The sequence below is a fragment of the Cellulomonas sp. P5_C5 genome (assembly GCF_054049655.1).
In genome coordinates this window covers 15,497-38,276 of the sequence record NZ_JBFULY010000003.1, presented here as the reverse complement: position 1 = coordinate 38,276, position 22,780 = coordinate 15,497, and the positions used below count along the sequence as shown (strand labels likewise).

At 73.0% G+C, this 22,780-nt stretch carries 21 protein-coding genes; 17 read left to right on the top strand and 4 right to left on the bottom strand.

Features of this window, described 5'->3' with window-relative positions:
- Nucleotides 1-2: 2 nt before the first annotated feature.
- The 7 genes from ACXJKF_RS03610 (at nucleotide 3) to ACXJKF_RS03580 (ending at nucleotide 5,705) form a co-directional block, all read left to right on the top strand.
- Nucleotides 3-1,130 carry a histidinol-phosphate transaminase gene (locus ACXJKF_RS03610; protein WP_456786375.1) on the top strand — a complete coding sequence of 376 codons (1,128 nt, stop codon included), beginning with the start codon at nucleotides 3-5 and terminating at the stop codon, nucleotides 1,128-1,130.
- A complete protein-coding gene (gene hisB, locus ACXJKF_RS03605; RefSeq protein ID WP_456786374.1) occupies nucleotides 1,127-1,741 on the top strand; it encodes an imidazoleglycerol-phosphate dehydratase HisB in 615 nt (204 codons plus the stop codon). Before ACXJKF_RS03610 ends, hisB begins: the two co-directional genes overlap by 4 nt.
- Nucleotides 1,741-2,232 carry a hypothetical protein gene (locus tag ACXJKF_RS03600; protein WP_456786373.1) on the top strand — a complete coding sequence of 164 codons (492 nt, stop codon included), beginning with the start codon at nucleotides 1,741-1,743 and terminating at the stop codon, nucleotides 2,230-2,232. The genes hisB and ACXJKF_RS03600 overlap by 1 nt, the downstream gene beginning before the upstream one ends.
- A gap of 72 nt (nucleotides 2,233-2,304) precedes the next feature.
- Nucleotides 2,305-3,471 (top strand): GH12 family glycosyl hydrolase domain-containing protein, encoded by a 1,167-nt coding sequence (locus ACXJKF_RS03595; RefSeq protein ID WP_456786372.1) that lies wholly within the window; start codon nucleotides 2,305-2,307, stop codon nucleotides 3,469-3,471.
- A gap of 82 nt (nucleotides 3,472-3,553) precedes the next feature.
- A complete protein-coding gene (locus ACXJKF_RS03590; protein WP_456786371.1) occupies nucleotides 3,554-4,234 on the top strand; it encodes an imidazole glycerol phosphate synthase subunit HisH in 681 nt (226 codons plus the stop codon).
- Entirely contained in the window at nucleotides 4,231-4,971 is a 741-nt protein-coding gene (gene priA / locus ACXJKF_RS03585) for a bifunctional 1-(5-phosphoribosyl)-5-((5-phosphoribosylamino)methylideneamino)imidazole-4-carboxamide isomerase/phosphoribosylanthranilate isomerase PriA (protein WP_456786370.1), read from the top strand. Before ACXJKF_RS03590 ends, priA begins: the two co-directional genes overlap by 4 nt.
- Nucleotides 4,968-5,705: an SseB family protein gene (locus tag ACXJKF_RS03580; protein ID WP_456786369.1), complete on the top strand. Its 738-nt coding sequence runs from the start codon at nucleotides 4,968-4,970 to the stop codon at nucleotides 5,703-5,705. Before priA ends, ACXJKF_RS03580 begins: the two co-directional genes overlap by 4 nt.
- Here ACXJKF_RS03580 and ACXJKF_RS03575 read toward each other — a convergent pair.
- The 3 genes from ACXJKF_RS03575 to ACXJKF_RS03565 are packed head-to-tail and all read right to left on the bottom strand — an operon-like array spanning nucleotide 5,689 to nucleotide 7,507.
- Nucleotides 5,689-6,093 carry a spore germination protein GerW family protein gene (locus ACXJKF_RS03575; protein ID WP_456786368.1) on the bottom strand — a complete coding sequence of 135 codons (405 nt, stop codon included), beginning with the start codon at nucleotides 6,091-6,093 and terminating at the stop codon, nucleotides 5,689-5,691. The genes ACXJKF_RS03580 and ACXJKF_RS03575 overlap by 17 nt on opposite strands.
- 20 nt (nucleotides 6,094-6,113) lie before the next feature.
- Complete coding sequence (locus ACXJKF_RS03570) at nucleotides 6,114-6,836, bottom strand: trypsin-like peptidase domain-containing protein (protein WP_456786367.1); 723 nt, start codon at nucleotides 6,834-6,836, stop codon at nucleotides 6,114-6,116.
- The gene (locus tag ACXJKF_RS03565; protein WP_456786366.1) at nucleotides 6,833-7,507 is read right to left on the bottom strand and encodes a hypothetical protein; all 675 of its coding nucleotides are present in this window, start codon (nucleotides 7,505-7,507) and stop codon (nucleotides 6,833-6,835) included. Before ACXJKF_RS03565 ends, ACXJKF_RS03570 begins: the two co-directional genes overlap by 4 nt.
- Nucleotides 7,508-7,624: 117 nt before the next feature.
- Here ACXJKF_RS03565 and ACXJKF_RS03560 point away from each other — a divergent pair, with 117 nt between their 5' ends.
- On the top strand, nucleotides 7,625-8,911 hold the full coding sequence (locus tag ACXJKF_RS03560) for an MFS transporter (RefSeq protein WP_456786365.1): 1,287 nt from the start codon (nucleotides 7,625-7,627) through the stop codon (nucleotides 8,909-8,911).
- Here the strand turns inward: ACXJKF_RS03560 and ACXJKF_RS03555 are convergent.
- Nucleotides 8,892-9,260 (bottom strand): DUF1844 domain-containing protein, encoded by a 369-nt coding sequence (locus ACXJKF_RS03555; RefSeq protein WP_456786364.1) that lies wholly within the window; start codon nucleotides 9,258-9,260, stop codon nucleotides 8,892-8,894. The two genes, ACXJKF_RS03560 and ACXJKF_RS03555, sit on opposite strands and share 20 nt — an antisense overlap.
- A gap of 233 nt (nucleotides 9,261-9,493) precedes the next feature.
- Here ACXJKF_RS03555 and infC point away from each other — a divergent pair, with 233 nt between their 5' ends.
- From infC to ACXJKF_RS03510, 9 genes are all read left to right on the top strand, one after another.
- Nucleotides 9,494-10,732, top strand: a complete 1,239-nt coding sequence (gene infC / locus ACXJKF_RS03550) for a translation initiation factor IF-3 (RefSeq protein ID WP_456786592.1) — start codon at nucleotides 9,494-9,496, stop codon at nucleotides 10,730-10,732.
- 94 nt (nucleotides 10,733-10,826) lie between these two features.
- Nucleotides 10,827-11,021, top strand: coding sequence for a 50S ribosomal protein L35 (rpmI, locus tag ACXJKF_RS03545; protein WP_028046910.1), 195 nt, complete (start codon nucleotides 10,827-10,829; stop codon nucleotides 11,019-11,021).
- A gap of 63 nt (nucleotides 11,022-11,084) precedes the next feature.
- Nucleotides 11,085-11,468 (top strand): 50S ribosomal protein L20, encoded by a 384-nt coding sequence (gene rplT / locus ACXJKF_RS03540; protein WP_055921876.1) that lies wholly within the window; start codon nucleotides 11,085-11,087, stop codon nucleotides 11,466-11,468.
- Between the two features lie 183 nt (nucleotides 11,469-11,651).
- The gene (locus ACXJKF_RS03535) at nucleotides 11,652-12,296 is read left to right on the top strand and encodes a hypothetical protein (RefSeq protein WP_456786363.1); all 645 of its coding nucleotides are present in this window, start codon (nucleotides 11,652-11,654) and stop codon (nucleotides 12,294-12,296) included.
- A gap of 13 nt (nucleotides 12,297-12,309) precedes the next feature.
- Nucleotides 12,310-13,122, top strand: a complete 813-nt coding sequence (locus ACXJKF_RS03530; protein ID WP_456786591.1) for a TrmH family RNA methyltransferase — start codon at nucleotides 12,310-12,312, stop codon at nucleotides 13,120-13,122.
- Nucleotides 13,119-13,760, top strand: a complete 642-nt coding sequence (gene thpR, locus ACXJKF_RS03525) for an RNA 2',3'-cyclic phosphodiesterase (protein ID WP_456786362.1) — start codon at nucleotides 13,119-13,121, stop codon at nucleotides 13,758-13,760. The genes ACXJKF_RS03530 and thpR overlap by 4 nt, the downstream gene beginning before the upstream one ends.
- A 239-nt stretch (nucleotides 13,761-13,999) precedes the next feature.
- Nucleotides 14,000-15,043, top strand: a complete 1,044-nt coding sequence (gene pheS / locus ACXJKF_RS03520; protein ID WP_456786361.1) for a phenylalanine--tRNA ligase subunit alpha — start codon at nucleotides 14,000-14,002, stop codon at nucleotides 15,041-15,043.
- Nucleotides 15,043-17,601 (top strand): phenylalanine--tRNA ligase subunit beta, encoded by a 2,559-nt coding sequence (gene pheT / locus ACXJKF_RS03515; RefSeq protein WP_456786360.1) that lies wholly within the window; start codon nucleotides 15,043-15,045, stop codon nucleotides 17,599-17,601. Before pheS ends, pheT begins: the two co-directional genes overlap by 1 nt.
- 194 nt (nucleotides 17,602-17,795) lie before the next feature.
- Nucleotides 17,796-22,739: an ExeM/NucH family extracellular endonuclease gene (locus ACXJKF_RS03510; protein WP_456786359.1), complete on the top strand. Its 4,944-nt coding sequence runs from the start codon at nucleotides 17,796-17,798 to the stop codon at nucleotides 22,737-22,739.
- Nucleotides 22,740-22,780: the final 41 nt, after the last annotated feature.

Below are 22,780 nucleotides of genomic sequence, written 5' to 3'. Positions count from 1 at the left end.
CCGTGACCTCTGATCTCGACACCGAGCAGCCGAACGGCATCCTGCCGCTGCGCCCGGACCTCGTCGGCCTCGAGCCCTACGGCGCTCCCCAGCTGGACGTGCCGCACCTGCTGAACGTCAACGAGAACCCGTACGCGCCCGCGGCCGACGTCGTCGCCGACATCGCCGAGGCGGTGGCGCAGGCCGCGGCCGGCCTCAACCGGTATCCCGACCGCGACTTCGAGGCACTGCGCGCCGACCTCGCCGGCTATCTGCGGGTGGAGTCCGGCGTCGACCTGACGACCGAGCAGGTCTGGGCCGCCAACGGCTCGAACGAGATCATGCTCCACGTCCTGCAGGCGTTCGGCGGGCCGGGGCGCACCGTGCTCTCGTTCGCGCCCACCTACTCGATGTACCCCGAGTACGCCCGCGACACGTTCACGGGGTGGGTCGCCGGGCGGCGGGAGGCGGACTTCAGCCTCGACCCCGAGGCCGCACGGGCGGCGATCGCCGAGCACGCGCCGTCGGTCGTGCTCCTGGCGAGCCCCAACAACCCCACGGGGACGGCGCTCCCTGCCGAGACGGTCCTGGCGGTGCTCGACGCCGCGGCCCGGGTGCCGGGCGGGTGCGTGGTCGTCGTCGACGAGGCCTACGGCGAGTTCCGCCGCACCGGCACGCCGTCGGCGCTCGAGCTGCTGCCCGACCACCCGCACCTCGCGGTCAGCCGGACGATGTCCAAGGCATTCGGTCTCGCCGGTGCGCGGGTCGGCTACCTGGTCGCGGCGCCGGCGCTCGTCGACGCGCTCCGGGTGGTCCGGCTGCCGTACCACCTGTCGGCGGTGACCCAGGCGGTCGCGCGCGCGGCGCTGCGGCACGCGCCCGCCCTCATGGCGCAGGTCGGCTCGCTGCGCGACGAGCGCGACGCCCTCGTGGTCTGGCTGCGGGGGCAGGGGCTGACCGTCGCGGACTCCGACGCGAACTTCGTGCTGTTCGGCCTGTTCGACGACCGGCACGCGATCTGGCAGGGTCTGCTCGACCGCGGGGTCCTGATCCGCGAGGTCGGACCGGACGGGTGGCTGCGGGTGTCGGTCGGCACCCCGAAGGACATGGTGGCGTTCAAGAACGCCCTGAGTGAGGTGGCAGGACTGTGAGTCCCACGAACGCTGGGCGTACCGCGCGGATCGAGCGCGCGACGAGCGAGTCGAGCGTGCTGGTCGAGCTCGACCTCGACGGCACCGGTCGCACGGACATCTCGACGACCGTGCCGTTCTACGACCACATGCTCACGGCCCTGGGCAAGCACTCGCTCATCGACCTCACGGTCAAGGCCACGGGCGACACTGACATCGACGCGCACCACACGGTCGAGGACGTCGCGATCACGATCGGTGAGGCGCTGCGCCAGGCACTGGGCGACAAGCGCGGCATCTCCCGGTTCGGTGACGCCACGGTGCCGCTCGACGAGGCGCTCGCCCAGGCCGTCGTCGACGTGTCGGGCCGCCCCTACCTGGTGCACACGGGGGAGCCTCCCGGCCAGGAGTACCACCTGATCGGCGGGCACTTCACCGGTTCGCTGACCCGGCACGTGCTCGAGTCCATCGCGCACCACGCCGCGTTCAGCATCCACGTGCGCGTGCTCGCGGGCCGGGACCCGCACCACATCGTCGAGGCGCAGTTCAAGGCGCTGGCCCGGGCGCTTCGGTTCGCCGTGGCGCTCGACCCGCGCGTGGAGGGCATCCCGTCGACGAAGGGTGCGCTGTGATGGCGGACGACGAGCTTCCCGACGACTTCGAGGTTCCCGACGACCTCTCGTCCCTGCTGGACACCCCGGCGGAGGACCCGTCGGTCGTCTTGGTGATCACCCAGGTGGCCGCACCGGCGCCGCTCGCGGCCGCGTGCGCCATCGCGAAGGTCGACGTCGACGTGGTGCCCACGCCGATCGGTGCCATCGCGGTGCTGCGCGACCCGCGGGCCGCGGCGGACGGGGCGGCGGCGATCTCGAAGCTGCTGCGTGCCGTCCCGGTGATCCTGCTGGAGCGGCGCGAGGGGCAGATCAGCGCGTCGCGCTGGGAGGGCGGGGAGCGCGACGGCGACCTGCCCGCCGGGCTCGTGCTGTCCGACGCGCCGCCGGTCCTGGAGGACCTGCTCCTGGGGTCCGTCCAGGCGGGCGAGGTCGAGGGTGTCGTCACGAGCGTCGGCATGTCCCGGTGGCAGGCGATGCGGACGATCGCCGGCTCGGCCAAGCGCAAGTAGGCGGTTGTAGCGGTAAAGACGGAATCGTTTCGTCGCTCGCCGACCTGCGATGCCGGTGGTTGCATCACCGGCATGACTCGTCCACGCCGCTCTGCCGTCCTGATCGCCCTCCTGTGCTCGTTGCTCGGCATGTCGGGGGTGGCCGCCGCCCAGGTCGCGTCGGCGGCACCGGTCCTGTGCGAGCAGTGGGGGAGCGCCCCGATCCAGGGTGGGCGCTACACGGTCATGAACAACCGCTGGGGCACCAGCGCGACCCAGTGCATCGACGTCTCGTCCACGGGCTTCACCGTCACGCAGGCCGACGGCTCGGCGGCGACGAACGGTGCACCCAAGTCGTACCCGGCGGCGTACTACGGCTGCCACTACTCCAGCTGCACCACCAACGGGAACATCCTCAGCCCCAACGGCCTGCAGGCGTCGGACCCCCGGTTCGCGACCATCTCGACCAGCGTGAGCATGACGTACCCGAGCAGCGGGACGTACGACGCCGCGTACGACATCTGGTTCCACAAGTCCCGGCCGACGACGACCACGCAGCAGAACGACGGCGCCGAGCTCATGGTCTGGCTCAACCACGCCGGCCCGATCCAGCCGATCGGCTCGAAGATCGGCACCGCGAGCATCGCGGGCGCGACGTGGGACGTCTGGTCCGGCAGCAGCGGCTGGAACGTCATCTCCTACGTCCGTCAGACGCCGACGTCCTCCGCGACGTTCCTGGTGAACGACTTCTGGAAGGACGTCGTCAGTCGCGGGCTCGGCTCGACCAGCTGGTACCTCACGAGCATCCAGGCGGGCTTCGAGCCGTGGATCGGCGGGACCGGTCTGACGCTGAACAGCTTCTCGGTGACGACGGACGGCACGCAGCCGACCCAGACCCCGACGCCGACGAGCACGCCCACCCCGACGCAGACGCCGACCTCGAACCCGACCACCGGCCCCGCGGGCTGCACGGCGACGCTTGCCGTGACCGGGTCCTGGCAGGGCGGGTTCCAGGGCGCCGTGACCGTCAGGAACACGGGCTCCGCGATGCTGAGCCGCTGGTCGGTCGGCTGGACGTTCCCGTCCGGCCAGACGATCAACAACCTCTGGAACGGTGTCGCGTCGCAGAGCGGGTCCGCCGTCACCGTGGCCAACGCGCCGTACAACGGGCTGCTCGGGGCAGGCGCGTCGACGAGCTTCGGGTTCGTGGGCAACGGCTCGGCGCCGGCGTCGCCGACCCTGACCTGCACCGGTTCCTGACCCCCACCCGAGCACGGACGCCGGTCGTCTCGCGGACCGGCGTCCGTGCGTGCCGTCCCGCAGCCGCGGGTACCGTGGCCCGGTGCCCGCTCAGCCCCTCGTCGTCGTGCTCGACCACGGCGCCGACGACAGCGCCTCGCTGGCCCCGCTGGCCCAGGCGCTGACCGACGCCGGTGCGCAGGTCGTCGTCACCGCCGACAAGCGGACCGCCCTCGTCGCCGACGGCCTGGTGATCGCCGGCAGCGCCCCGGCCGCGGCCGTGATGCCCGCCCTGCGGGCGATGGGCGCCGACCAGGTGGTCGACCGCCGCCTCGCGGGTGGTCGCGCGGTCCTCGCGATCGGCGTCGGCATGCACGTGATGTTCACCGAGGTCGTCCAGGACGGCGCGGTCACCGAGGGGCTGGGGGAGTGGGTGGGCGTCGTCGACTCCGTCGGCGCTCCGGGTGGTGAGGTCGCGGTCGAGGCATCTGACGAGTCCGCACTCTTCGCCGGTCTCCAGGACGCGCGCTTCGACGTCCCGCACGAGCACGCTGCCCGCACCTTCCCCCTGCTGGACGACTGGCCGGCAGACACGCGTCTCGTCGTGCCGCGGGTCGCCTGGTCGACCGGGGACGAACGCATCGTCGTCGCCATCGAGAACGGTCCGCTCGTGGCGCTCCAGCTCCGCCCGGAGTCGTCCGGAGCGGCCGGCGCCACGGTGCTCGCCCGCTGGGTCGCGACCCTGCCCACCCGTCCCCCCGAGATCTCCGGAGTGAACGCATGACCGACCGCCTCGAGCTGCTGCCCGCCGTCGACGTCGCCGACGGCCAGGCCGTCCGCCTGACCCAGGGAGCCGCCGGCACCGAGACGGGCTACGGCGACCCGCTGTCCGCCGCGCTCGACTGGTTCGAGGGTGGCGCGGAGTGGATCCACCTGGTCGACCTCGACGCTGCCTTCGGCCGCGGGTCCAACGCCGACCTGCTCGCCGAGGTCACCGCCGAGCTCGTCGGCAAGGGTGTCAAGGTCGAGCTGTCGGGCGGGATCCGCGACGACGCCTCGGTCGAGCGTGCGCTCGGCACGGGGGCGACGCGGATCAACCTCGGCACGGCGGCCCTGGAGAACCCGGAGTGGACTGCCCGGGTGATCGGGTCGTTCGGCCAGCAGATCGCGGTCGGGCTCGACGTGCGCGGGACGACGCTCGCCGCGCGCGGGTGGACGCAGGACGGCGGGGACCTCTGGGAGGTGCTCGCCCGGCTCGAGGATGCCGGGTGCGCCCGCTACGTCGTCACGGACGTCCACAAGGACGGCATGCTCAACGGCCCGAACGTCGAGCTGCTGCAGCAGATGTGCGCCCGAACGGACGCTCCCGTGATCGCGTCCGGCGGGGTCTCCAGCCTGGAGGACCTGCGGGTGCTGCGGACGCTCGTGCCGCTCGGGGTCGAGGGCGCGATCGTCGGCAAGGCGCTCTACGCGGGCGCGTTCACCCTGCCCCAGGCGCTGGACGTCGCCGGACGCCCGTGACGGGACGCGAGCTCCCGCCGTCGTCCCCGTTCGCGGGCGACGACGGCACCGCCGATCCCGCGGTCGCCGCTGCGCTGGACGCGCTGCAGGACGGCTCGGGGACGGTTCGCGCACTGGTCGACGCCCTGGCGGGCACCCGGGTGCTCGTCCCGGTGCTCGCGGAGCTCGAGGTCGAGGACGTCGTCGTGCACGACGGCCACGAGCACACCGTGGACAAGGAGGCGTCGGCGGGCATCGTCGCGCTCCAGGCTCCCGACGGTCGGACGGCACTGCCGGTGTTCACGTCCGTCGCGACGATGGCCGCGTGGCGGACGGACGCCCGACCGGTGCCCTCCGACGTCGCGCGCGCCGCTCTCTCGGCGGTGACCGAGGGCTGGGAGGTGCTCGTCGTCGACCCCGGCGGCCCCACGACCGTGCTGGTCCCGCGGCCGGCCGTCTGGGCTCTCGCGCAGCAGGTGCGCTGGCGTCCCGCGGTCACGGCCGAGGGCGTCGACCCCGAGGTCCGTGCCGCGATCGTCACCGCCGTGACGCCGGTGGCGGGCGTGGTGACGGCCGATGCGGTGCCCGGCACGCGCGCGGAGGTCGCGGTCGTGGTCGGGCTGGTCGCCGGCCTGGACCGCACCGGGCTCGACGCGGTGCTCGCCCAGGTCAACGCCGCGCTGGCGGGTGCCGAGCTGGTGGCGACCCGCGTCGACTCGCTCGAGGTCCGTCCCCGGGTCAGTGGCGGCGCTTGACCGCCCACGCGAGGGCGAACGTGCTGAGCACCGCGGCCAGCACCAGCTGACCGCCGAGGATGACCCGGTTGAGGTCCAGCGCCGGCTGCCAGCGCGCACCGGTCTCGTCGACGACGAAGACGCCCACGGCCTTGACGTGCACGCCGTAGCCGCCCCCTCCGCCGTGGCCCTCCTGGCCCCCGGCGCGCGTGGTCGCTCCCTCGGCGTCGGCCGACGGCACCCCCATCTCGCCTCCGCCGGAGCCGGATCCTGTCCCACCCCAGAGCCGCGCGACGGGAATGACGAGGGTGCCGTTGCGCTCGTACGCCTCGCCGAAGACGCGGCGGACGGTGAACGTGTCGTTCGCGGCGTGCGTCAGGGTGGCCGGGTCGAAGTGCGGTGCAGCCATGGGATCCTCCCGGGATCGGGTCAGCCGGAGCAGGGTGCGGTGGGCGTGAACGACGCCTCGTCGTCCAGCATGGCCCGCAGCGTGCTCACGGGCACCACAAAGCTGTGCCCGTTCGTGTCCTTCGCGTACACGACGCCCACCACGCGGCCGTCGCTGTCGAGGACCGCCGACCCCGAGCTGCCGTGCTCGACGGGCGCGTCGGTGACCAGCACGGTGCCCAGGTTCGCGTTGAGGGGATCGGTCTGGCTGGCCAGCACCTGGCCGGTGGTCACCGTCAGGGCGCGCCCGAGCGGGTACCCGACCACGGTGACCTGTTCCCCGACGGCGGGGTCCGCCTCCGCGAGCTCGGGTGCGGCCGGCAGGGCGTCGTCGGTCCGCACGACCGCCAGGTCGGCGAGGGCCGCCGTGCTCGCCGCCGCGGCGGCGATGTCGCGGCCGTCGTAGGTGCTGAGCTGGAGCGTCGAGGAGTCGCTGACGACGTGCCGGTTGGTCACCAGGGTGTGGTCGTCGAGCGCGAACCCGGAGCCGGTGGAGAGGGTGCCGCACCCGATGTTCCGGATCCGCACCGCCATCCGCTGGGCTGCGTCGAAGCCGTCGGGGGACAGGTTCCCGCTGGACGTCGGGGTCTGCTGCGGGAGGGCGGTGGGCACGACGTCCGTGGGCACCGGCGCGGGCGGTCCGGGCAGCAGGCTGCACCCGCTGGTCAGGACGAGCAGGGCGGCGACGGCCAGCCGTCGCCTCATCGCTCGAGCTCGCGCTGCAGGGCGGCGTTGGCGTCGGTCGCCTGGGCGCACACGGTCTGCACGTCGGACGTGAACCGCTCGAGGTCGGCCTGGTCGTACTGGTCGGAGTTCTGCAGGTAGCCGATGAGCCGTTGCTGCCCGTCCACGCAGCTGGCCAGGGCGGTGGCTACCTGACCGGCCGCCTGGGACACGCGCGACTGGTAGTCGGCCAGCTGCTGCTGCGACGCGCTGGTGTCCCCGAGCTGGGCCTTCTCGTCGGCCAGCTGCGTGATCCGCTCCTGGGCGGTGGCGAGCTGCGTGATCGTGGCGTCGAGCTCCGCCTGCGTCGCGGCGAGATCGGCCTGCGACGCCGCGAGCTCGCCCCCTGTCGAGCGCGCGAGCGTCTCCCACTGCTGCGTGGAGTCCTGCCACGCCTCGTTCGTCGTGAGCATGCGGCCCAGGACGAGACCCGCGCCGACGAGGGTCGCGACGAGCAGGACGGTGAGCACGACCGTCACCGTCCCGGGTCGACGCCGAGGGTCTGCCGCCGGAGGCTCCGGCTGCACGGCAGGCACGCCCGGGTACCACGACGCGGGCGCCGGCGTGGGCGGGCTCACGCGCGTGATCTCCGTCACCGGCGGCTCTGCGCGGGGCGGCGGGACGTCGCGTGGGTGCGGCTCGTCGGGCTGCATCGGCCCAGGATACGAGGCACGTCTGTGCGTCCCGGCGGGTGCGGGTGCCCGGTGGACCCGGCGCGTGGACGAGAAATCATGGCGAGCCCGCACAGCCGCAGCGGTGACAATCAGCGGATGCCCTCGACGACCTACGGAGCTGTGCTGCGCCTGCCCGGCGTCGCGCGGCTCTTCGTCGTCTCCTTCCTCGCCCGCATCCCGGCGGCCATGGTCGGTGTCGTCCTCACGCTGCACGTGGTCTCGACGCTCGACCGCGGCTACGGCCAGGCGGGCATCGTGGTGGGGGCCGCGACTGTCGGCATGGCGCTCGGTGCGCCCTGGCGAGGGCGTCTGGTGGACAAGCTCGGGCTGCGGCGTGCGATCGCGCCGTCGGTCGCCGTCGAGTCGGCCGTGTGGCTGGTCGCGCCGCACCTCACTTTCGAGTGGCTCATCGGTGCCGCGTTCCTCGCCGGGCTGTTCCTCGTGCCCGTCTTCTCGGTCAGCCGGCAGTCGCTCTCGGTCCTCGTCCCGCTCGCGCACCAGAAGGCGGCGTTCTCGCTGGACTCGGTGGCCGTCGAGCTGACGTTCATGCTCTCGCCGGTGGTCGGGGTGCTGCTGGCCACGCAGGCGTCGACGTCGGTCGCGCTCACGGTCGTGGGGGCGCTGACGGTGGCCGGCGGCGTCCTGCTCATGTGGGCGAACCCGCCGACGCGGAGCGCGCGACCGACCGGACCCGCGCCGGAGCTCCCGAAGCAGCGGCTGATCGGTCCCGCGCTGGTCGTCCTGCTCCTGGCGGGAGTGGCGGCGTCGTTCGTGCTGGTCGGGACCGACGTGTCCCTGGTCGCGACGCTCAACGACTCCGGTCGCTCCGCCGACGTCGGCTGGATGATCGCGCTGTGGGCGGCCGGGTCGGTCATCGGGGGACTGGTCCACGGGGCCAGCCACCGCAACCCCTCGCCGCTGCTCCTCGTCGCGCTCCTGGCGCTCGCGACGGTCCCGGCGGCGTTCGCGACCGGGCCGGTGTGGCTGGCCGTGGCTGTCGTCGTCGCGGGGCTGCCCTGCGCACCCGCGCTGTCCTCCATCAACGCGACCCTGGTGCGGCTCGTCCCGGAGCACCGGCGGGGCGAGGTCATGGGGTGGAGCGGCACGATGTCGACCGTCGGCAACGCGCTCGGCGCCCCGCTGTGCGGCGCGGTGATCGACCGCGCGACGCCCGGCGCCGGGTTCCTGACCGCCGCGGTGGTCGGTGGGGGGCTCGCGGTCGGCGGGCTCGTCGTGCTCGCGCTGGGCCGAGGCCGGGGGCGGGTCGCTCCCGAGGTGGTGGAGGACCGTCCCGCGCCGCGGCACGTGCCGACCGTGCGGGCGGTGCGGCGGCGCGGTGCGGCGCCGACCCGACGGGTCCGGGTCAGACGACCGAGCCGGTGAACTTCTCGCCCGGTCCCTCGCCCGGGGCGTCCGGGAACGGGGACGCCTCCCGGAACGCGAGCTGGAGCGAGCGCAGCCCGTCCCGCAGCGACCGCGCGTGCTGGTTGCCGATGTCGGGGGCCGAGGCCGTGACCAGGGCGGCGAGCGCGGTGATGAGCTTGCGGGCCTCGTCGAGGTCGAGGAAGTCCGCTCCGGCGCCGGTGGGCCCGTCCTCGGCGAGCCCGCACTTCACCGCTGCGGCGCTCATCAGGTGGACGGCTGCGGTCGTGATGACCTCGACGGCGGCGACGTCCGCGATGTCGCGGGTGGCGGTCGTGGTGGGATCGGTGGCCGGGCTCGTCTCGCTCATGGGCAGATCCTCTCACCGGCCCGAGAGCTCGCCTCGACCGATTCGGGTGTTCGGGCGTCCTCTGGTAACCTAGGCAGTCGACTGACCTGGGTGGTGCTGTTTGCTGCCCAGGCTCACAAGTGGAGTTCCTCCCACCTGGGCCTCGACCGTTCGACGTGTTGGATGCACATCGACGACAGAGACCGGGTCACAGTCCGCACCGGACGGCGCCAGCCGAGCCCGGTCGCGTGAGCATGGCTCCCGGCCACGCCCACCGTGCGGACCTCGAGGCCTCCTCCTGTGACCAGGACGGGGGCCTTCCTCGTTTCCCGGCGGTCACCCACGACGAACCTGAGGAGCACCACATCAGCGAGCCCCGCATCAACGATCGGATCCGCGTCGCCGAGGTCCGCCTGGTCGGCCCCAACGGCGAGCAGGTCGGCATCGTCCGCGTGGAGGACGCCTTGCGCCTGGCCCAGGACGCCGACCTCGACCTCGTCGAGGTGGCACCTGACGCTCGTCCGCCCGTCTGCAAGATCATGGACTACGGCAAGTTCAAGTACGAAGCAGACATGAAGGCCCGTGAGGCCCGGCGGAACCAGACCAACACGGTCCTCAAGGAGATCCGTTTCCGGCTGAAGATCGACCCGCACGACTACGGCACCAAGAAGGGCCACGTCGAGCGGTTCCTCACGGCCGGCGACAAGGTCAAGGTCATGATCATGTTCCGTGGCCGCGAGCAGTCGCGCCCGGAGATGGGCGTGCGCCTGCTGCAGCGGCTGGCGGACGACGTGTCCGAGCTCGGCTTCATCGAGAGCATGCCCAAGCAGGACGGGCGCAACATGATCATGGTGCTCGGCCCGATGAAGAAGAAGGCCGACCAGAAGCAGGAGCAGCGCCGCGCGGCGCAGGCTGCTGCGGCCCGTGAGCAGAACGCCGCGGCTGCTGCCGCTGCCGCTGCTGCTGCGGCCAACCCGGTCGAGCAGGCCGAGCCCGTCGCCCCGGCCGCCGCCGAGGCCCCGGTCGTCGCCGAGACCGCACCCGTGGTCGCCGAGACCGCACCCGTCGTCGAGACCGCACCCGTGGTCGAGGCGCCGGTGGAGGTCGAGGCCCCGGTCGAGACCCCTGCTCCGGTCGAGAAGCCCGCCGCCGCCCCGCGTCCGGCTGCGTCTCGCCCCAGCACCCCGCGTCCGCCCGCACCCGCCGCCGCACCCCGTGCGACGTCGGCACCGCGTCCGGCCGCAGCGCGTCCCGCCGCAGCACCGCGTCCCGCGGCCGCTGCACGACCGGCGGCCGCAGCCGCGCCGGCGGCCCCCACGACGTCGCAGCCCGCGGCGTCGTCGGCCGCACCGAAGGCGGCGACGCCGAAGCCCGCCACACCGAAGCCGGCCACACCCCGGCCGACCGCCACGCCGCGGCCCGCGCCGCGACCTGGCCCGGCCGCCCCGGCGAAGGCACAGACCAGCTCGACGGCCTCGGAAGAGGCCAGCTAGCCAGCACGAACGGACGGCCCGGCCCCCCGGTCGGACCGCACCAGACGAGTCGTACGAACCCGTGCGATGTGAAGGACAAGGAGACACGGCAGCCATGCCGAAGAACAAGACGCACTCCGGTGCCAAGAAGCGCTTCCGGGTCACCGGGACCGGCAAGGTCATGCGCGAGCAGGCCGGCGGTCGCCACCTGCTCGAGCACAAGTCGAGCCGCCGCACCCGCCGCATCGCCGGCGACCTCGTCGTCTCCCCTGCCGACGCCCCCCGTATCAAGAAGCTGCTCGGGAAGTGATCCCGGGGGCGCACCTGCGCCCCGGTCACTCGGTCCGAGCCTGAGACAAGCAAGGAGCATCACGTGGCACGCGTGAAGCGGGCGGTCAACGCCCAGAAGAAGCGCCGTACAACCCTCGAGCGCGCTGCGGGCTACCGCGGTCAGCGGTCGCGCCTGTACCGGAAGGCGAAGGAGCAGGTCACCCACTCCCTCGTCTACGCGTACCGCGACCGCAAGGTGCGCAAGCAGGACTTCCGCAAGCTGTGGATCCAGCGCATCAACGCTGCGTCCCGCGAGCAGGGCCTGACCTACAACCGCCTGATCCAGGGCCTGAAGCTCGCGGGCATCGAGGTGGACCGCCGCGTGCTGGCCGACCTCGCCGTCAACGACGCCGCGACGTTCAACACGCTCGTGGCCGCCGCGAAGGCCGCGCTGCCCGAGGACGTCAACGCGCCGAAGGCTGCGTGACCCTCGTTCGCTGCTGAGCCCGGCCGCCCGACCCGCCTCGCCGCGGGGACGGGCGGTGGCTCGGTGCACCCGAAGCCCCCGGAGCCCAGTGCTCGCGGGGGCTTCGCCGTGCTCGCTGTGCTTCGGCCGCGCGGTCGCCGATGCCCTGCCCCCGCCTGTCCGTGAGCGTCCGAGAGGCTGTCGATGAGCACCACGGGTTACTTCCGCCAGAACGCCAGCCGGTTCCAGGTCGTCGTCGCGATGTGGGTCTTCGTCGGCTTCTTCGGGTCGCTGCTGTTCGCGTCGTTCGGCCTGATGCTGGTCACCGGCACGGGCATGTTCGCCGACAAGGCGTCGTTCGACCCTGGCCTGGAGTTCGCCCCCGGCCAGGAGGTGAAGATCAGCGACGGGACTCGTCCGGGCAACTTCATGGTGCTCGCGTACCCAGCCACCGCGGACGTCAGCACGATGGAGTGCTCGTGGAAGAGTCAGGTGTACAGCACCGGGGTCCAGCGGGTCGGCACCCTGGACCTCGCTCGACCGGACGGTGTCGCCGAGGCGCTGACGACCTTCGAGGCGCCTCCGCGCAGCTTCGTGCCCATCGCCGCGACCGAGGGCACCGGGTGGATGGAACCGGACCTCCTGACGTGTTCCGGTGCCGGGGTGGAGTCCTTCGCGATCGCGTCCGCGCGCGGGTTCATGTCGGACAACGCCCGGTACGGGATCGGCGCGGCGCTCCTGGTGGTCGCCCCGATCATCCTGGGGCTGGGCTTCGTCGCCCTGCACTTCACCCGGAAGTGGCACCGTCACGGGATGGTCCCGGCGCCGTCGTACCCGGGCACGCGATGATGTCCCGGTGAGCATCCCCACCCTGACCAACCCCCGGGCCGAGCGGGTGAAGGCGGTGCGGTCCCTGAGCAACCGGTCCGTCCGGCAGCGGGCCGGTCGGTTCGTCGTCGAAGGTCCGCAGGCGGTGCGCGAGGCGGTGCTGGCCGCGGAGGTGCACGACGTCTACGTCACGGCCGAGGCGGCGCTGCGCTACCCGGATATCGTCGAGCGCGCCCACCAGCGGGGCATCCGCGTGCTCGTCGGGACGACCGAGGTGCTCGACGCGATGAGCCCCGACGCGCAGCAGGTGGTGGCGGTCGCGTCGCTCACGTCGCACACGCTGGCGGACCTCACCGGTCCCCGCCTGGTCGCGGTGCTGGCGAACGTGCGGGACCCCGGGAACGCCGGGACGGTCATCCGCGCCGCCGACGCGGCCGGCGCCGACGCCGCGCTGCTCACCACGGAGAGCGTCGACGTGCACAACCCGAAGGTGGTCCGGTCCACGGCCGGCTCGCTGTTCCACCTGCCCGTCGTCACCGGCGCCGACCTGGCGACCGCGGTCGCTGCGCTGCGGTCCGCCGGGCTGACGGTGCTCGCGGCGGACGGTGCGGGCGAGCACGACCTCGACGACCTGCTCGACGTCGCCGGGCATGCGCCGGACGGCGTGCCCGACCTCGCACGTCCGACCGCCTGGGTGTTCGGCAACGAGGCGTGGGGCCTGCGCGACGAGGACCGCGCACTCGCGGACGCCGTCGTGCGGGTACCGATCCGGGGGCGGGCGGAGTCGCTCAACCTGGCGACCGCCGCGACCGTCTGCCTCTACGCCAGTGCACGGGCCCATCGATGAGGCTCTTCGCCGCCGTCTGGCCGACCGAGGACGTCCTCGACCACCTGGACCTGGCGCTCGCCTCCGTGCGCGGTGCCCCGGCGGGCCTCTCGTCGGCGGTGCGCTGGTCGGCGCGGGAGTCCTGGCACCTGACCGTGGCGTTCTACGGCGAGGTCCCTGACGGCGTCGTGCCGGGTCTGACCGCGGACCTCGCCGAGCTCGCCGTCGGGGTCGACCCCTACGATTTGGCGCTGCGCGGAGCAGGGGTGTTCTCGCACCGGACGCTCTGGGTGGGGGTCGGCGGTGACCTGGAGACGCAGCGCACGGTGACGCGCGGGTGCGTCGAGGCGGGGGAGTCGGCGGTCGGGGTGACCGACAACCGGCCCCGCGACCGCCCGCACCTCACCGTCGGGCGGGTGCGTCCGGGGAGCCGGCCGCCCCGGCGGCGCTCGTCGCGCCCGGACCGCCCGGGCCAGCGACCGGACATGAACGGGCCGGAGGACGAGGACGTCGCGGCGAGCCTCGTGCGCGCGCTCGCCGTCTACGAGAGTCCGCGCTGGCTCGTCGACGAGCTGACCCTGGTCTCGTCGCAGCCGGGCGCCGGTCGGGGCGGGGGACCGCTGTACGAGCGCCTCGAGACCTTTGCGCTGGGGCGGTAGGCGAGGGTCGTGGCATCATGGCGACCATGACAGCGCGTGCGCAGGCGGCCGGTGGTCGCCGATTTCCCGGGCCCGTTCCCGGGCTGCGCCACTGACGCGCACGTGAGCAGGCCGTCCACCGCTGGACCGGCCGCTACGACCTGGATCGGGCGCCTCTAGACTTGTCCGCCGGCCCGGACGCACTCGCGTCCCGGCCGACAGCCGTGCGCCGGCTGCCGCAGAACACTTGGAAGGTCAGGATGTCCGACGACACCGCCCTGTCCCCGCTCGACGCCGACGGCATCGAGTCCGCCGTCGAGGACGCGCTGAAGGCCCTCGCGGCTGCGGCCGACCTCGACGCGCTGAAGTCCGCACGCCTCGAGCACGTGGGGGAGCGCAGCCCGATCGCGCTGGCCAACCGTGCCATCGGCGGCCTCGCGCCTGCCGACAAGGCGACCGCGGGCAAGCTGCTCGGTCAGGCGAAGGGCCGGCTCGCCCGCGCCCTGGCCGACCGGCAGACCGAGCTCGAGGCCGAGCGCGACCAGCGCGTCCTCGTCGAGGAGTCCGTCGACGTGACGCTGCCGACCGACCGGCACCCGCGCGGCGCGCGGCACCCGCTGGAGGCGCTGTCCGAGCGCATCGCCGACTTCTTCGTCGCGATGGGCTGGGAGATCGCCGAGGGGCCGGAGCTCGAGGCGGAGTGGTTCAACTTCGACGCGCTGAACTTCGGTGTGGACCACCCGGCCAGGCAGATGCAGGACACGTTCTTCGTGGATCAGCCCGGGCTGGTGCTCCGCACGCACACGTCGCCGGTGCAGGCCCGCACGCTCCTGGAGCGCGAGCTGCCGGTGTACATCGCGTGCCCGGGCAAGGTGTTCCGCACCGACGAGCTCGACGCGACGCACACCCCGGTGTTCCACCAGGTCGAGGGTCTCGCGATCGACAAGGGCCTGACCATGGCGCACCTCAAGGGGACGCTCGACCACTTCGCGCGGGCGATCTTCGGCCCCGAGGCGCGCACGCGCCTGCGGCCCTCGTTCTTCCCGTTCACCGAGCCCAGCGCGGAGATGGACCTCTGGTTCCCGCAGAAGAAGGGCGGGCCCGGCTGGATCGAGTGGGGCGGCTGCGGGATGGTCAACCCGCACGTGCTGCGGGCCGTCGGCGTGGACCCCGAGGTCTACTCCGGCTTCGCGTTCGGCATGGGCATCGAGCGCACCCTGATGCTGCGCCACGGCATCGCCGACATGCACGACATGGTGGAGGGCGACGTCCGCTTCTCCCTGCAGTTCGGGACGGAGATCTGATGCCGCGCATCCCCCTGACGTGGCTCGCCGAGCACGTCGAGCTCCCCGTGGGCCTGACCGCCGAGCAGCTGGCGGCGGACCTCGTGCGCGTGGGTCTGGAGGAGGAGGCGATCCACGCCGCCGCCGTGACCGGCCCGCTGGTCGTCGGCGAGGTCGTGGAGCTGACGCCGGAGCCGCAGAAGAACGGCAAGACCATCAACTGGTGCCGGGTGGACGTCGGTCCGGAGCACAAGGAGCCCGGCGGGGACCCGCGAGGCATCGTCTGCGGTGCGCACAACTTCGTCGTCGGTGACCGCGTCGTCGTCGCGCTGCCTGGAGCGGTCCTGCCCGGACCGTTCGCCATCGCGTCGCGCAAGACGTACGGGCACGTGTCCGACGGGATGATCTGCTCGGCGCGCGAGCTGGGCCTGGGCGAGGACCACGCCGGGATCATCGTGCTGGACGAGCTCGGGCTGGACGCGCCCGTCGGCACGGACGCGCGCGAGCTGCTCGGCCTCGGCGAGGAGGTGCTCGAGATCAACGTGACGCCCGACCGCGGGTACTGCTTCTCGATGCGCGGGGTCGCGCGCGAGTACGGCCTGTCGACCGGCGCGACGTTCACCGACCGCGGCCTGCCGTCGGGTGACGAGCGTCCCGCGGGGGGTGGCTTCGCGGTCGAGATCGACGACGCGGCACCGATCCACGGGGTCCCGGGTGCCGACCGCTTCGTCGCGCAGATCGTGCGTGGCGTGCGCGCGAACGACCCCTCGCCCGCGTGGATGCAGCGCAGGCTCCAGCAGGCCGGCATGCGGCCCATCAGCCTGGCCGTCGACGTCACCAACTACGTGATGCTCGACCTCGGGCAGCCTCTGCACGCCTACGACCTGGCGCACCTGTCCGAGCCGATCGTGGTGCGGCGGGCGAACCCCGGCGAGCGGATCCGGACGCTCGACGACGTCGACCGCGTCCTCGACCCCGAGGACCTGCTCATCACCGACAGCCCCGACGGGGTCCGCGGTGCCCGGCCCATCGGCCTCGCGGCCGTGATGGGCGGCGGGGACAGCGAGGTCAGCGCGACGACGACCGACCTGCTCATCGAGGCCGCGCACTTCGACCCGATCACGGTCGCCCGCGCCGCGCGCCGGCACAAGCTGCCCAGCGAGGCGGCGAAGCGGTTCGAGCGGGGCGCCGACCCCGAGCTGCCGCCGGTGGCGGTCGCGCGGACGGTCGCGCTCCTGGTCGAGCACGGCGGCGGCGTCGCGGGTCCGCTCACGGACCTCGACCGTCGCGTTCCCGTTCCGTCGTTCGAGCTCGCGCTCGACCTGCCTGCGCGGCTCGTCGGCCTGCCGTTCACGCCCGACGAGGTGCGCGAGACCCTGCGCTCGATCGGCTGCGACGTGGTCGACGCCGGTGCCGACGCGGTCACGGTGACGGCGCCGTCGTGGCGGCCGGACCTCGTCGCCGGTGTCGACCTGGTCGAGGAGGTCGCACGCCTGCGCGGGTACGACGCGATCCCGTCGACGCTGCCTGTCGCCCCGGCGGGTGCCGGTCTGACCGCGGGCCAGCGGGCGCGCCGCTCGGTCGCGCGGGCGCTGGCCGAGGCCGGGCTCGTCGAGGTGCTCAGCTACCCGTTCGTCGGGACCGACCAGCTCGACGCGTTGAACCTGCCCGCGGACGACGCGCGTCGTCGCGCCGTGCGGCTGGTCAACCCGCTCTCCGACGAGCAGCCGTACCTGCGCACGAACCTGCTGGTCACGCTGCTCGACACCGCCCGGCGCAACGTGAGCCGGGGGGAGAGCGACGTGGCGATCTTCGAGCTCGGGCTGGTCACGCGACCGGTCGAGGGCGCGCCCGCGGCACCCCGGCTGCCGGGCGGCGTCCGCCCGTCCGACGAGGACCTGGCGGCGATCGACGCCGCGGTGCCGCCGCAGCCGCGTCGGGTTGCGGGGGTGCTCGCGGGCCTGCGGGAGCCGGCCGGCTGGTGGGGGCCCGGTCGCCGGGCCGACCACACCGACGCGATCGCGGCCGCGCGCCTGGTCGCGGAGGTCGTCGGGGTGGTGCTCACGGCGTCGGCCGACGCCGACCACGCGCCGTGGCACCCGGGTCGGTGCGCCCGCCTGACGACGTCCGACGGCACCCTCGTCGGCCACGCGGGTGAGCTGCACCCGAACGTCGTGACGGCGCTCGGCCTGCCGGCGCGTGCGGCGGCGTTCGAGCTGGACCTCGACGTGGTGCTGGCGGCGGCGTCGCCCGATCCGGTCCAGGCGGTGCCGGTCTCGACGTTCCCTGTCAACAAGGAGGACGTCGCGCTGGTGGTCGGGTCGGATGTCCCCGCCGCCGACGTGCTCGACGCGGTCCGTGCCGGCGCGGCCGCGAGCTCGGTCGGTGACGTCGTCGAGGAGGTCCGGCTGTTCGACGTGTACACCGGCCCGCAGGTGGGCGAGGACCGCAAGTCGCTCGCGTTCTCGCTCCGGCTGCGTGCCGCGGACCGCACGTTGACGGCGCAGGAGTCGGCGGCGGTCCGGGACGCGATCGTGGCCGAGGCGCACAGCCGGTTCGGGGCGTCGCTGCGCGCCTGAGGATCGTCCGCAGCCCCCGTCGACCGCACGGTCGACGGGGGCTGCGGCGTACCCGGACAAATCATCGGATGTGTTCACTCAATAGTTACCGGCGGGTAGTTGCCACGAATCGGGCGAACAGCGACAGTTGTCCAGGCCGTCACGAGCGGCCTCTTTGCGTTCCTGACGAAAGCGAGCACGACGTGCGTCCTGCGATGAAGTCGATCAGCGGGGGCATCGCCGCCCTCGCACTGGCCCTGACGGGCGGGGTGATCACGGCGGGCGCTGCGCAGGCCGCGGTCGGCACCACGCCGCGCGTCCTGATCAACGAGGTGTACGGCGGGGGCGGCAACAGCGGCGCCACCTTCACCCACGACTTCATCGAGCTGGTGAACGCGAGCCCCGACCCGGTCGACGTCACGGGCTGGTCGGTGCAGTACGCGTCCTCGGCGGGCGTGACCTGGCAGACGACGGCGGTGAGCGGCGTGATCGCCCCCGGAGCCGCGTACGTCGTCGTGGAGGCGCAGGGTGCGGGCGGGACGACGCCGGTGACCGGCAACGCGACCGGCACCATCCCGATGAGCGGGACCGCGGGCAAGGTCGCACTGGTCTCGTCGACGACGGCCCTGGCCTGCGGCGGCGGCGTCGAGTGTGCAGCTGCTTCCGCGGTCGTCGACCTCGTCGGCTACGGTGCGGCCGCCGCGGCGTACGCGGGCAGCGGGCCGGCGCTCGGCGCCTCGAACACCCAGTCGGTGACGCGCAACGCGACGCTGACCAACACGGCGGACAACGCGGCCGACTTCGCCGCGGCCACCCCCACCCCCGGCGTGGTCGGCAGCATCCCCCCGGCCGAGCCGACGACGGCCACGATCGCCGAGATCCAGGGCACGGGCGCCGTCTCGCCGGTGGCCGGGCAGACGGTCACCACCGAGGGCGTCGTGACGGCGGCGTACCCGACGGGCGGCCTCAACGGCTACGTCATCCAGACGCCGGGGACGGGTGGCGCGACCGACGCGACGCCGGGTGCCTCCGACGCGCTCTTCGTCTTCTCGTCGGCCACGGACGACCTGGTCGCCCTCGGTGACCACGTCCGCGTGACCGGTGTGGTCTCCGAGTTCAACGGGCTCACGGAGATCACCGTGACCTCGGCCGCCGACCTGGTCGACCTGCCTGCCGCCGACCCGGTGACCCCGGTCTCCGGGTCGTGGCCGACGACGAACGACGCGCGCGAGGCGCTGGAGTCGATGCTGTTCCAGCCGACCGGCGACCTCACCATCACCAACACCTTCTCCACCAACCAGTTCGGCGAGGTCGGCCTCGCGGCCGGCACGCTCCCGCTGCTCCAGCCGACCGAGGTCGGCCGCCCGGGCTCCGCCGAGGCGCTCGCCGCCGCGGCGGACAACGCCGCTCGTGGCGTCGTGCTCGACGACGGGTCCTCCACCAACTTCCTGTCGGCTGCGAACTCCGCACTGACGCCCCCGTACGTCTCCCTGACCAACCCGGTCCGGGTGGGTGCGGCCGCGAACATCACCGCGCCGGTCGTCGTCGACTTCCGCAACAACGTCTGGAAGCTCAACCCCACGGCCCCCGGGCCGGCGTCCGTGACGTTCGAGAACGACCGCACGACGGCGCCGACCGCCGTGGGCGGCGACCTCAAGGTCGCGTCGTTCAACGTCCTCAACTACTTCACCACGCTCGGCGCCGACAGGGCCGGGTGCACGTCCTTCAACGACCGCACGGGTGACCCCGTCACGGTCAACGGCGGCTGCGACCCGCGCGGGGCATGGGACCCGGCCGACCTGCAGCGCCAGCAGGACAAGATCGTCGCCGCGATCAACGCGCTCGACGCAGACGTCGTCGGACTGCTCGAGATCGAGAACTCGGCGCGGGTGGACGGGGTGGCCGACGAGGCGCTCGGCACCCTGGTCGACGCGCTGAACGCCGCCGCCGGCTCCACCGTCTGGGCGTTCGTCCCGTCGTCGTCGGAGCTCCCGCCGGCCGCTGGGCAGGACGTCATCACCAACGCCCTGATCTACAAGCCCGCCGCCGTCGAGCGGACGGGGGAGGCGCGCGCGCTGGGTGACCAGAGCGACGACGACGAGGCGTTCGGCAACGCACGCGAGCCCATCGGCCAGGTCTTCACGCCGGTCGGTGGGGGCGCGCCGTTCTTCGTCGCCGTGAACCACTTCAAGTCCAAGGGCTCCGCGGGTCCGTGGCCGGACGACGCCGACACCGGTGACGGCCAGGGCGCCTCGAACGGCTCGCGGAAGCGGCAGGCCGCCGCGCTGCGGGACTGGGTCCCGACGGTCCAGGGCGACGCCCAGGCGGTCGCGCTGATCGGTGACTTCAACGCGTACACGCTCGAGGACCCGCTGCAGACGCTGTACGACGCCGGGTACACCGACGCCGCGACGGCGCTCGCCGACGGCCAGTTCTCGTACTCGTTCAGCGGCCTGTCGGGCTCGCTGGACCACGTGCTGCTCAACGAGGCGGCGATGCAGCGGGCGACCGGTGCGGACATCTGGGAGATCAACGCCGAGGAGTCCATCGCGCTCGAGTACGACCGGTACAACTACCACGGCACGCTCTTCTACGACGACGACTTCTACCGCTCCTCCGACCACGACCCGGTGGTCGTCGGGCTGGTCGAGGGCGCGGCGAAGCCGGTCACGCTGACGCTGCTCGACATCAACGACTTCCACGGCCGGATCGACACCAACACCGTGAAGTTCGCGGGCACCGTCGAGAAGGAGAAGGCAGCTGCCATCGCGGCCGGCGGTCCGGTCGCGTTCGTGTCGGCCGGTGACAACATCAGCGCGTCGCTGTTCGCCTCGGCGGTCCAGCAGGACCAGCCGACGATCGACGTGCTCAACGCCCTGGAGCTCAACGCGTCGGCCGTGGGCAACCACGAGTTCGACAAGGGGTTCCAGGACCTCACCGACCGCGTGCTCGCGGGCGGCACCAACGCGAAGTGGGACTACCTCGGCGCGAACGTCTACCTCAAGGGGACGACGACCCCGGCGCTGCCGGAGTACGCGATCCTCGACATGGACGGCGTCTCGGTCGGTGTCATCGGTGCCGTCACCGAGGAGACCCCCTCGCTGGTCACCCCCGGCGGCATCACCGAGCTCGAGTTCGGCAACCCGGTCGACGCCGTGAACCGCGTCGCCGCGCAGCTGAGCGACGGGGACGCCTCCAACGGTGAGGCCGAGGTGCTCGTCGCCAGCTTCCACGAGGGCGCGGGCGAGGGTCTGCCGAACGGCACCCTCGAGAAGGAGCTCGCCGAGGGCGGCGCGTTCAAGGACATCGTCGAGCAGACCTCCGGGGCCGTCGACGTGATCTTCACCGGCCACACCCACCAGCAGTACGCGTGGGAGGCTCCGGTTCCGGGCGCGACGGACAAGACCCGGCCGATCGTGCAGACCGGGAGCTACGGCGAGTTCATCGGCAAGGTCGTGCTGACGTTCGACCCGGCCAGCGACGAGGTCGTCGCGCACACCCAGCAGAACGTCCCGCGCCTGGTCGCGCCGGTCATCCCCGGCAACACCCCGGCGCAGAACGAGGCGGCGTTCGCGGCGCAGCTCGTCGCGACGTATCCGCGCGTCGCGCAGGTCAACACCATCGTCACGGCGGCGCTGGCCTACGCGAACGTCGTCGGATCGGTCCCCGTGGGGTCGGTCACGGCGGACATCACGACCGCCTTCAGCGGCGGCACGTACGGACCGACCGGCTACACGGCACCGGTGACCGCCCGGGACGACCGGGCCAGCGAGTCCACCCTGGGTGACCTCGTCGCCAACTCGCTGCGGGACACGCTCGCCCCGGAGAACCTGGGCGGCGCTGAGATCGGTGTCGTCAACCCTGGCGGTCTGCGCGCCGAGCTGTACTACGCCCCGGACGGTGTCATCACGACGGCCGAGGCGAACGGTGTGCTGCCGTTCGTGAACAACCTCTGGACCACGTCGCTCACGGGCGCGCAGTTCAAGACGATGCTCGAGCAGCAGTGGCAGACCCTCCCGGACGGCACGGTCCCGAGCAGGTCCTACCTGCAGCTGGGCCTGTCGGACAACGTGACGTACACGTTCGACGCCGCCGCTCCGGCGGGGTCGCACATCACGTCCATCACGGTGAACGGTGCACCGATCGACCCGGCGGCGAGCTACCGGATCGGCACGTTCTCGTTCCTGATCACCGGCGGTGACAACTTCCGGATCTTCAACGACAGCACGGACGCTCGCGACTCCGGGCTCGTCGACCGGGACGGCTGGATCGCCTACCTGCAGGCGCACCCCGGGCTCGCCCCGGACTTCGCCCGCCAGTCGGTCGGCGTGCCGACGGTGCCGTCGGCGGTCACCGCCGGTGACACGCTGGCGTTCCCGGTCACCAAGCTGGACCTGACGAGCCTCGGCTCGCCGCTCAACACCAGCCTGGACGTCCGGCTCGACGGGACGTCCCTCGGGACGGCGACCGTCACCAACGGCGCCGCCGACGTCTCGGTCACGATCCCGGCGGGCACGAGCGCGGGCGCGCACACGCTCACCCTCGTCGCGAGCCCGAGCCTCACCACGGTGACGCTCCCGCTCACCGTCGAGGCGGGCATCCCGTCGTCCAGCACCACGCTGACGGCCTCGCCGTCGAGCCAGGTGTTCGGCTCGACCTCGCGGATCACGCTCACGGCGACGGTCACGGCCGACGCGCCCGTGGCCGGGACCGTGGAGTTCGTCGCCGGGGACACCGTGCTCGGCACGTCGGCGCTCCGGAACGGCACCGCGACCCTGCGGCTCCCGTCGTCCACCCCGGCGGGTTCCTACGACGTCGTCGCCCGGTTCGCCGGGGACGACACGGTGTCCGGCTCGGAGTCGGCGCCGGTCACCGTGGTCGTCGAGAAGGTCACCACGACCACGGGGCTGTCGGTCACCCGCGGGTTCCTGTTCATCCCGTCGGTGGCGTTCGTGACGGTCGCGACCAACAACGGCCGGGTGCCGTCCGGCACGGTCGAGATCCGGGAGGGGACGACCGTGGTCAAGCGCCTGAACGTGGTGCTGGGCATCGCCGTCGGTACGGTCCCGTCGGGTCGGCACACGTACACGGCGACGTTCGTCCCGAGCGACACCGCGAACGTGAACCCGAGCACGAGCGCACCCGTCAGCACCCGCTGACGACATGACGAAGGCCCGCGTCCCTCCCGGGGCGCGGGCCT

Excerpts from the sequence above, each read along its gene's own strand:
- priA (WP_456786370.1), top strand. The coding sequence starts at position 4,231 with ATGACCGACCGCCTCGAGCTGCTGCCCGCCGTCGACGTCGCCGACGGC.
- infC (WP_456786592.1), top strand. The coding sequence starts at position 9,494 with ATGGCTCCCGGCCACGCCCACCGTGCGGACCTCGAGGCCTCCTCCTGT.
- ACXJKF_RS03535 (WP_456786363.1), top strand. The coding sequence starts at position 11,652 with ATGAGCACCACGGGTTACTTCCGCCAGAACGCCAGCCGGTTCCAGGTC.
- thpR (WP_456786362.1), top strand. The coding sequence starts at position 13,119 with ATGAGGCTCTTCGCCGCCGTCTGGCCGACCGAGGACGTCCTCGACCAC.
- ACXJKF_RS03565 (WP_456786366.1), bottom strand. The coding sequence starts at position 7,507 with ATGCAGCCCGACGAGCCGCACCCACGCGACGTCCCGCCGCCCCGCGCA.
- ACXJKF_RS03555 (WP_456786364.1), bottom strand. The coding sequence starts at position 9,260 with ATGAGCGAGACGAGCCCGGCCACCGATCCCACCACGACCGCCACCCGC.
- ACXJKF_RS03575 (WP_456786368.1), bottom strand. The coding sequence starts at position 6,093 with ATGGCTGCACCGCACTTCGACCCGGCCACCCTGACGCACGCCGCGAAC.
- rpmI (WP_028046910.1), top strand. The coding sequence starts at position 10,827 with ATGCCGAAGAACAAGACGCACTCCGGTGCCAAGAAGCGCTTCCGGGTC.
- pheT (WP_456786360.1), top strand. The coding sequence starts at position 15,043 with ATGCCGCGCATCCCCCTGACGTGGCTCGCCGAGCACGTCGAGCTCCCC.
- pheS (WP_456786361.1), top strand. The coding sequence starts at position 14,000 with ATGTCCGACGACACCGCCCTGTCCCCGCTCGACGCCGACGGCATCGAG.
- ACXJKF_RS03595 (WP_456786372.1), top strand. The coding sequence starts at position 2,305 with ATGACTCGTCCACGCCGCTCTGCCGTCCTGATCGCCCTCCTGTGCTCG.
- ACXJKF_RS03560 (WP_456786365.1), top strand. The coding sequence starts at position 7,625 with ATGCCCTCGACGACCTACGGAGCTGTGCTGCGCCTGCCCGGCGTCGCG.
- ACXJKF_RS03510 (WP_456786359.1), top strand. The coding sequence starts at position 17,796 with ATGAAGTCGATCAGCGGGGGCATCGCCGCCCTCGCACTGGCCCTGACG.
- ACXJKF_RS03570 (WP_456786367.1), bottom strand. The coding sequence starts at position 6,836 with ATGAGGCGACGGCTGGCCGTCGCCGCCCTGCTCGTCCTGACCAGCGGG.
- ACXJKF_RS03600 (WP_456786373.1), top strand. The coding sequence starts at position 1,741 with ATGGCGGACGACGAGCTTCCCGACGACTTCGAGGTTCCCGACGACCTC.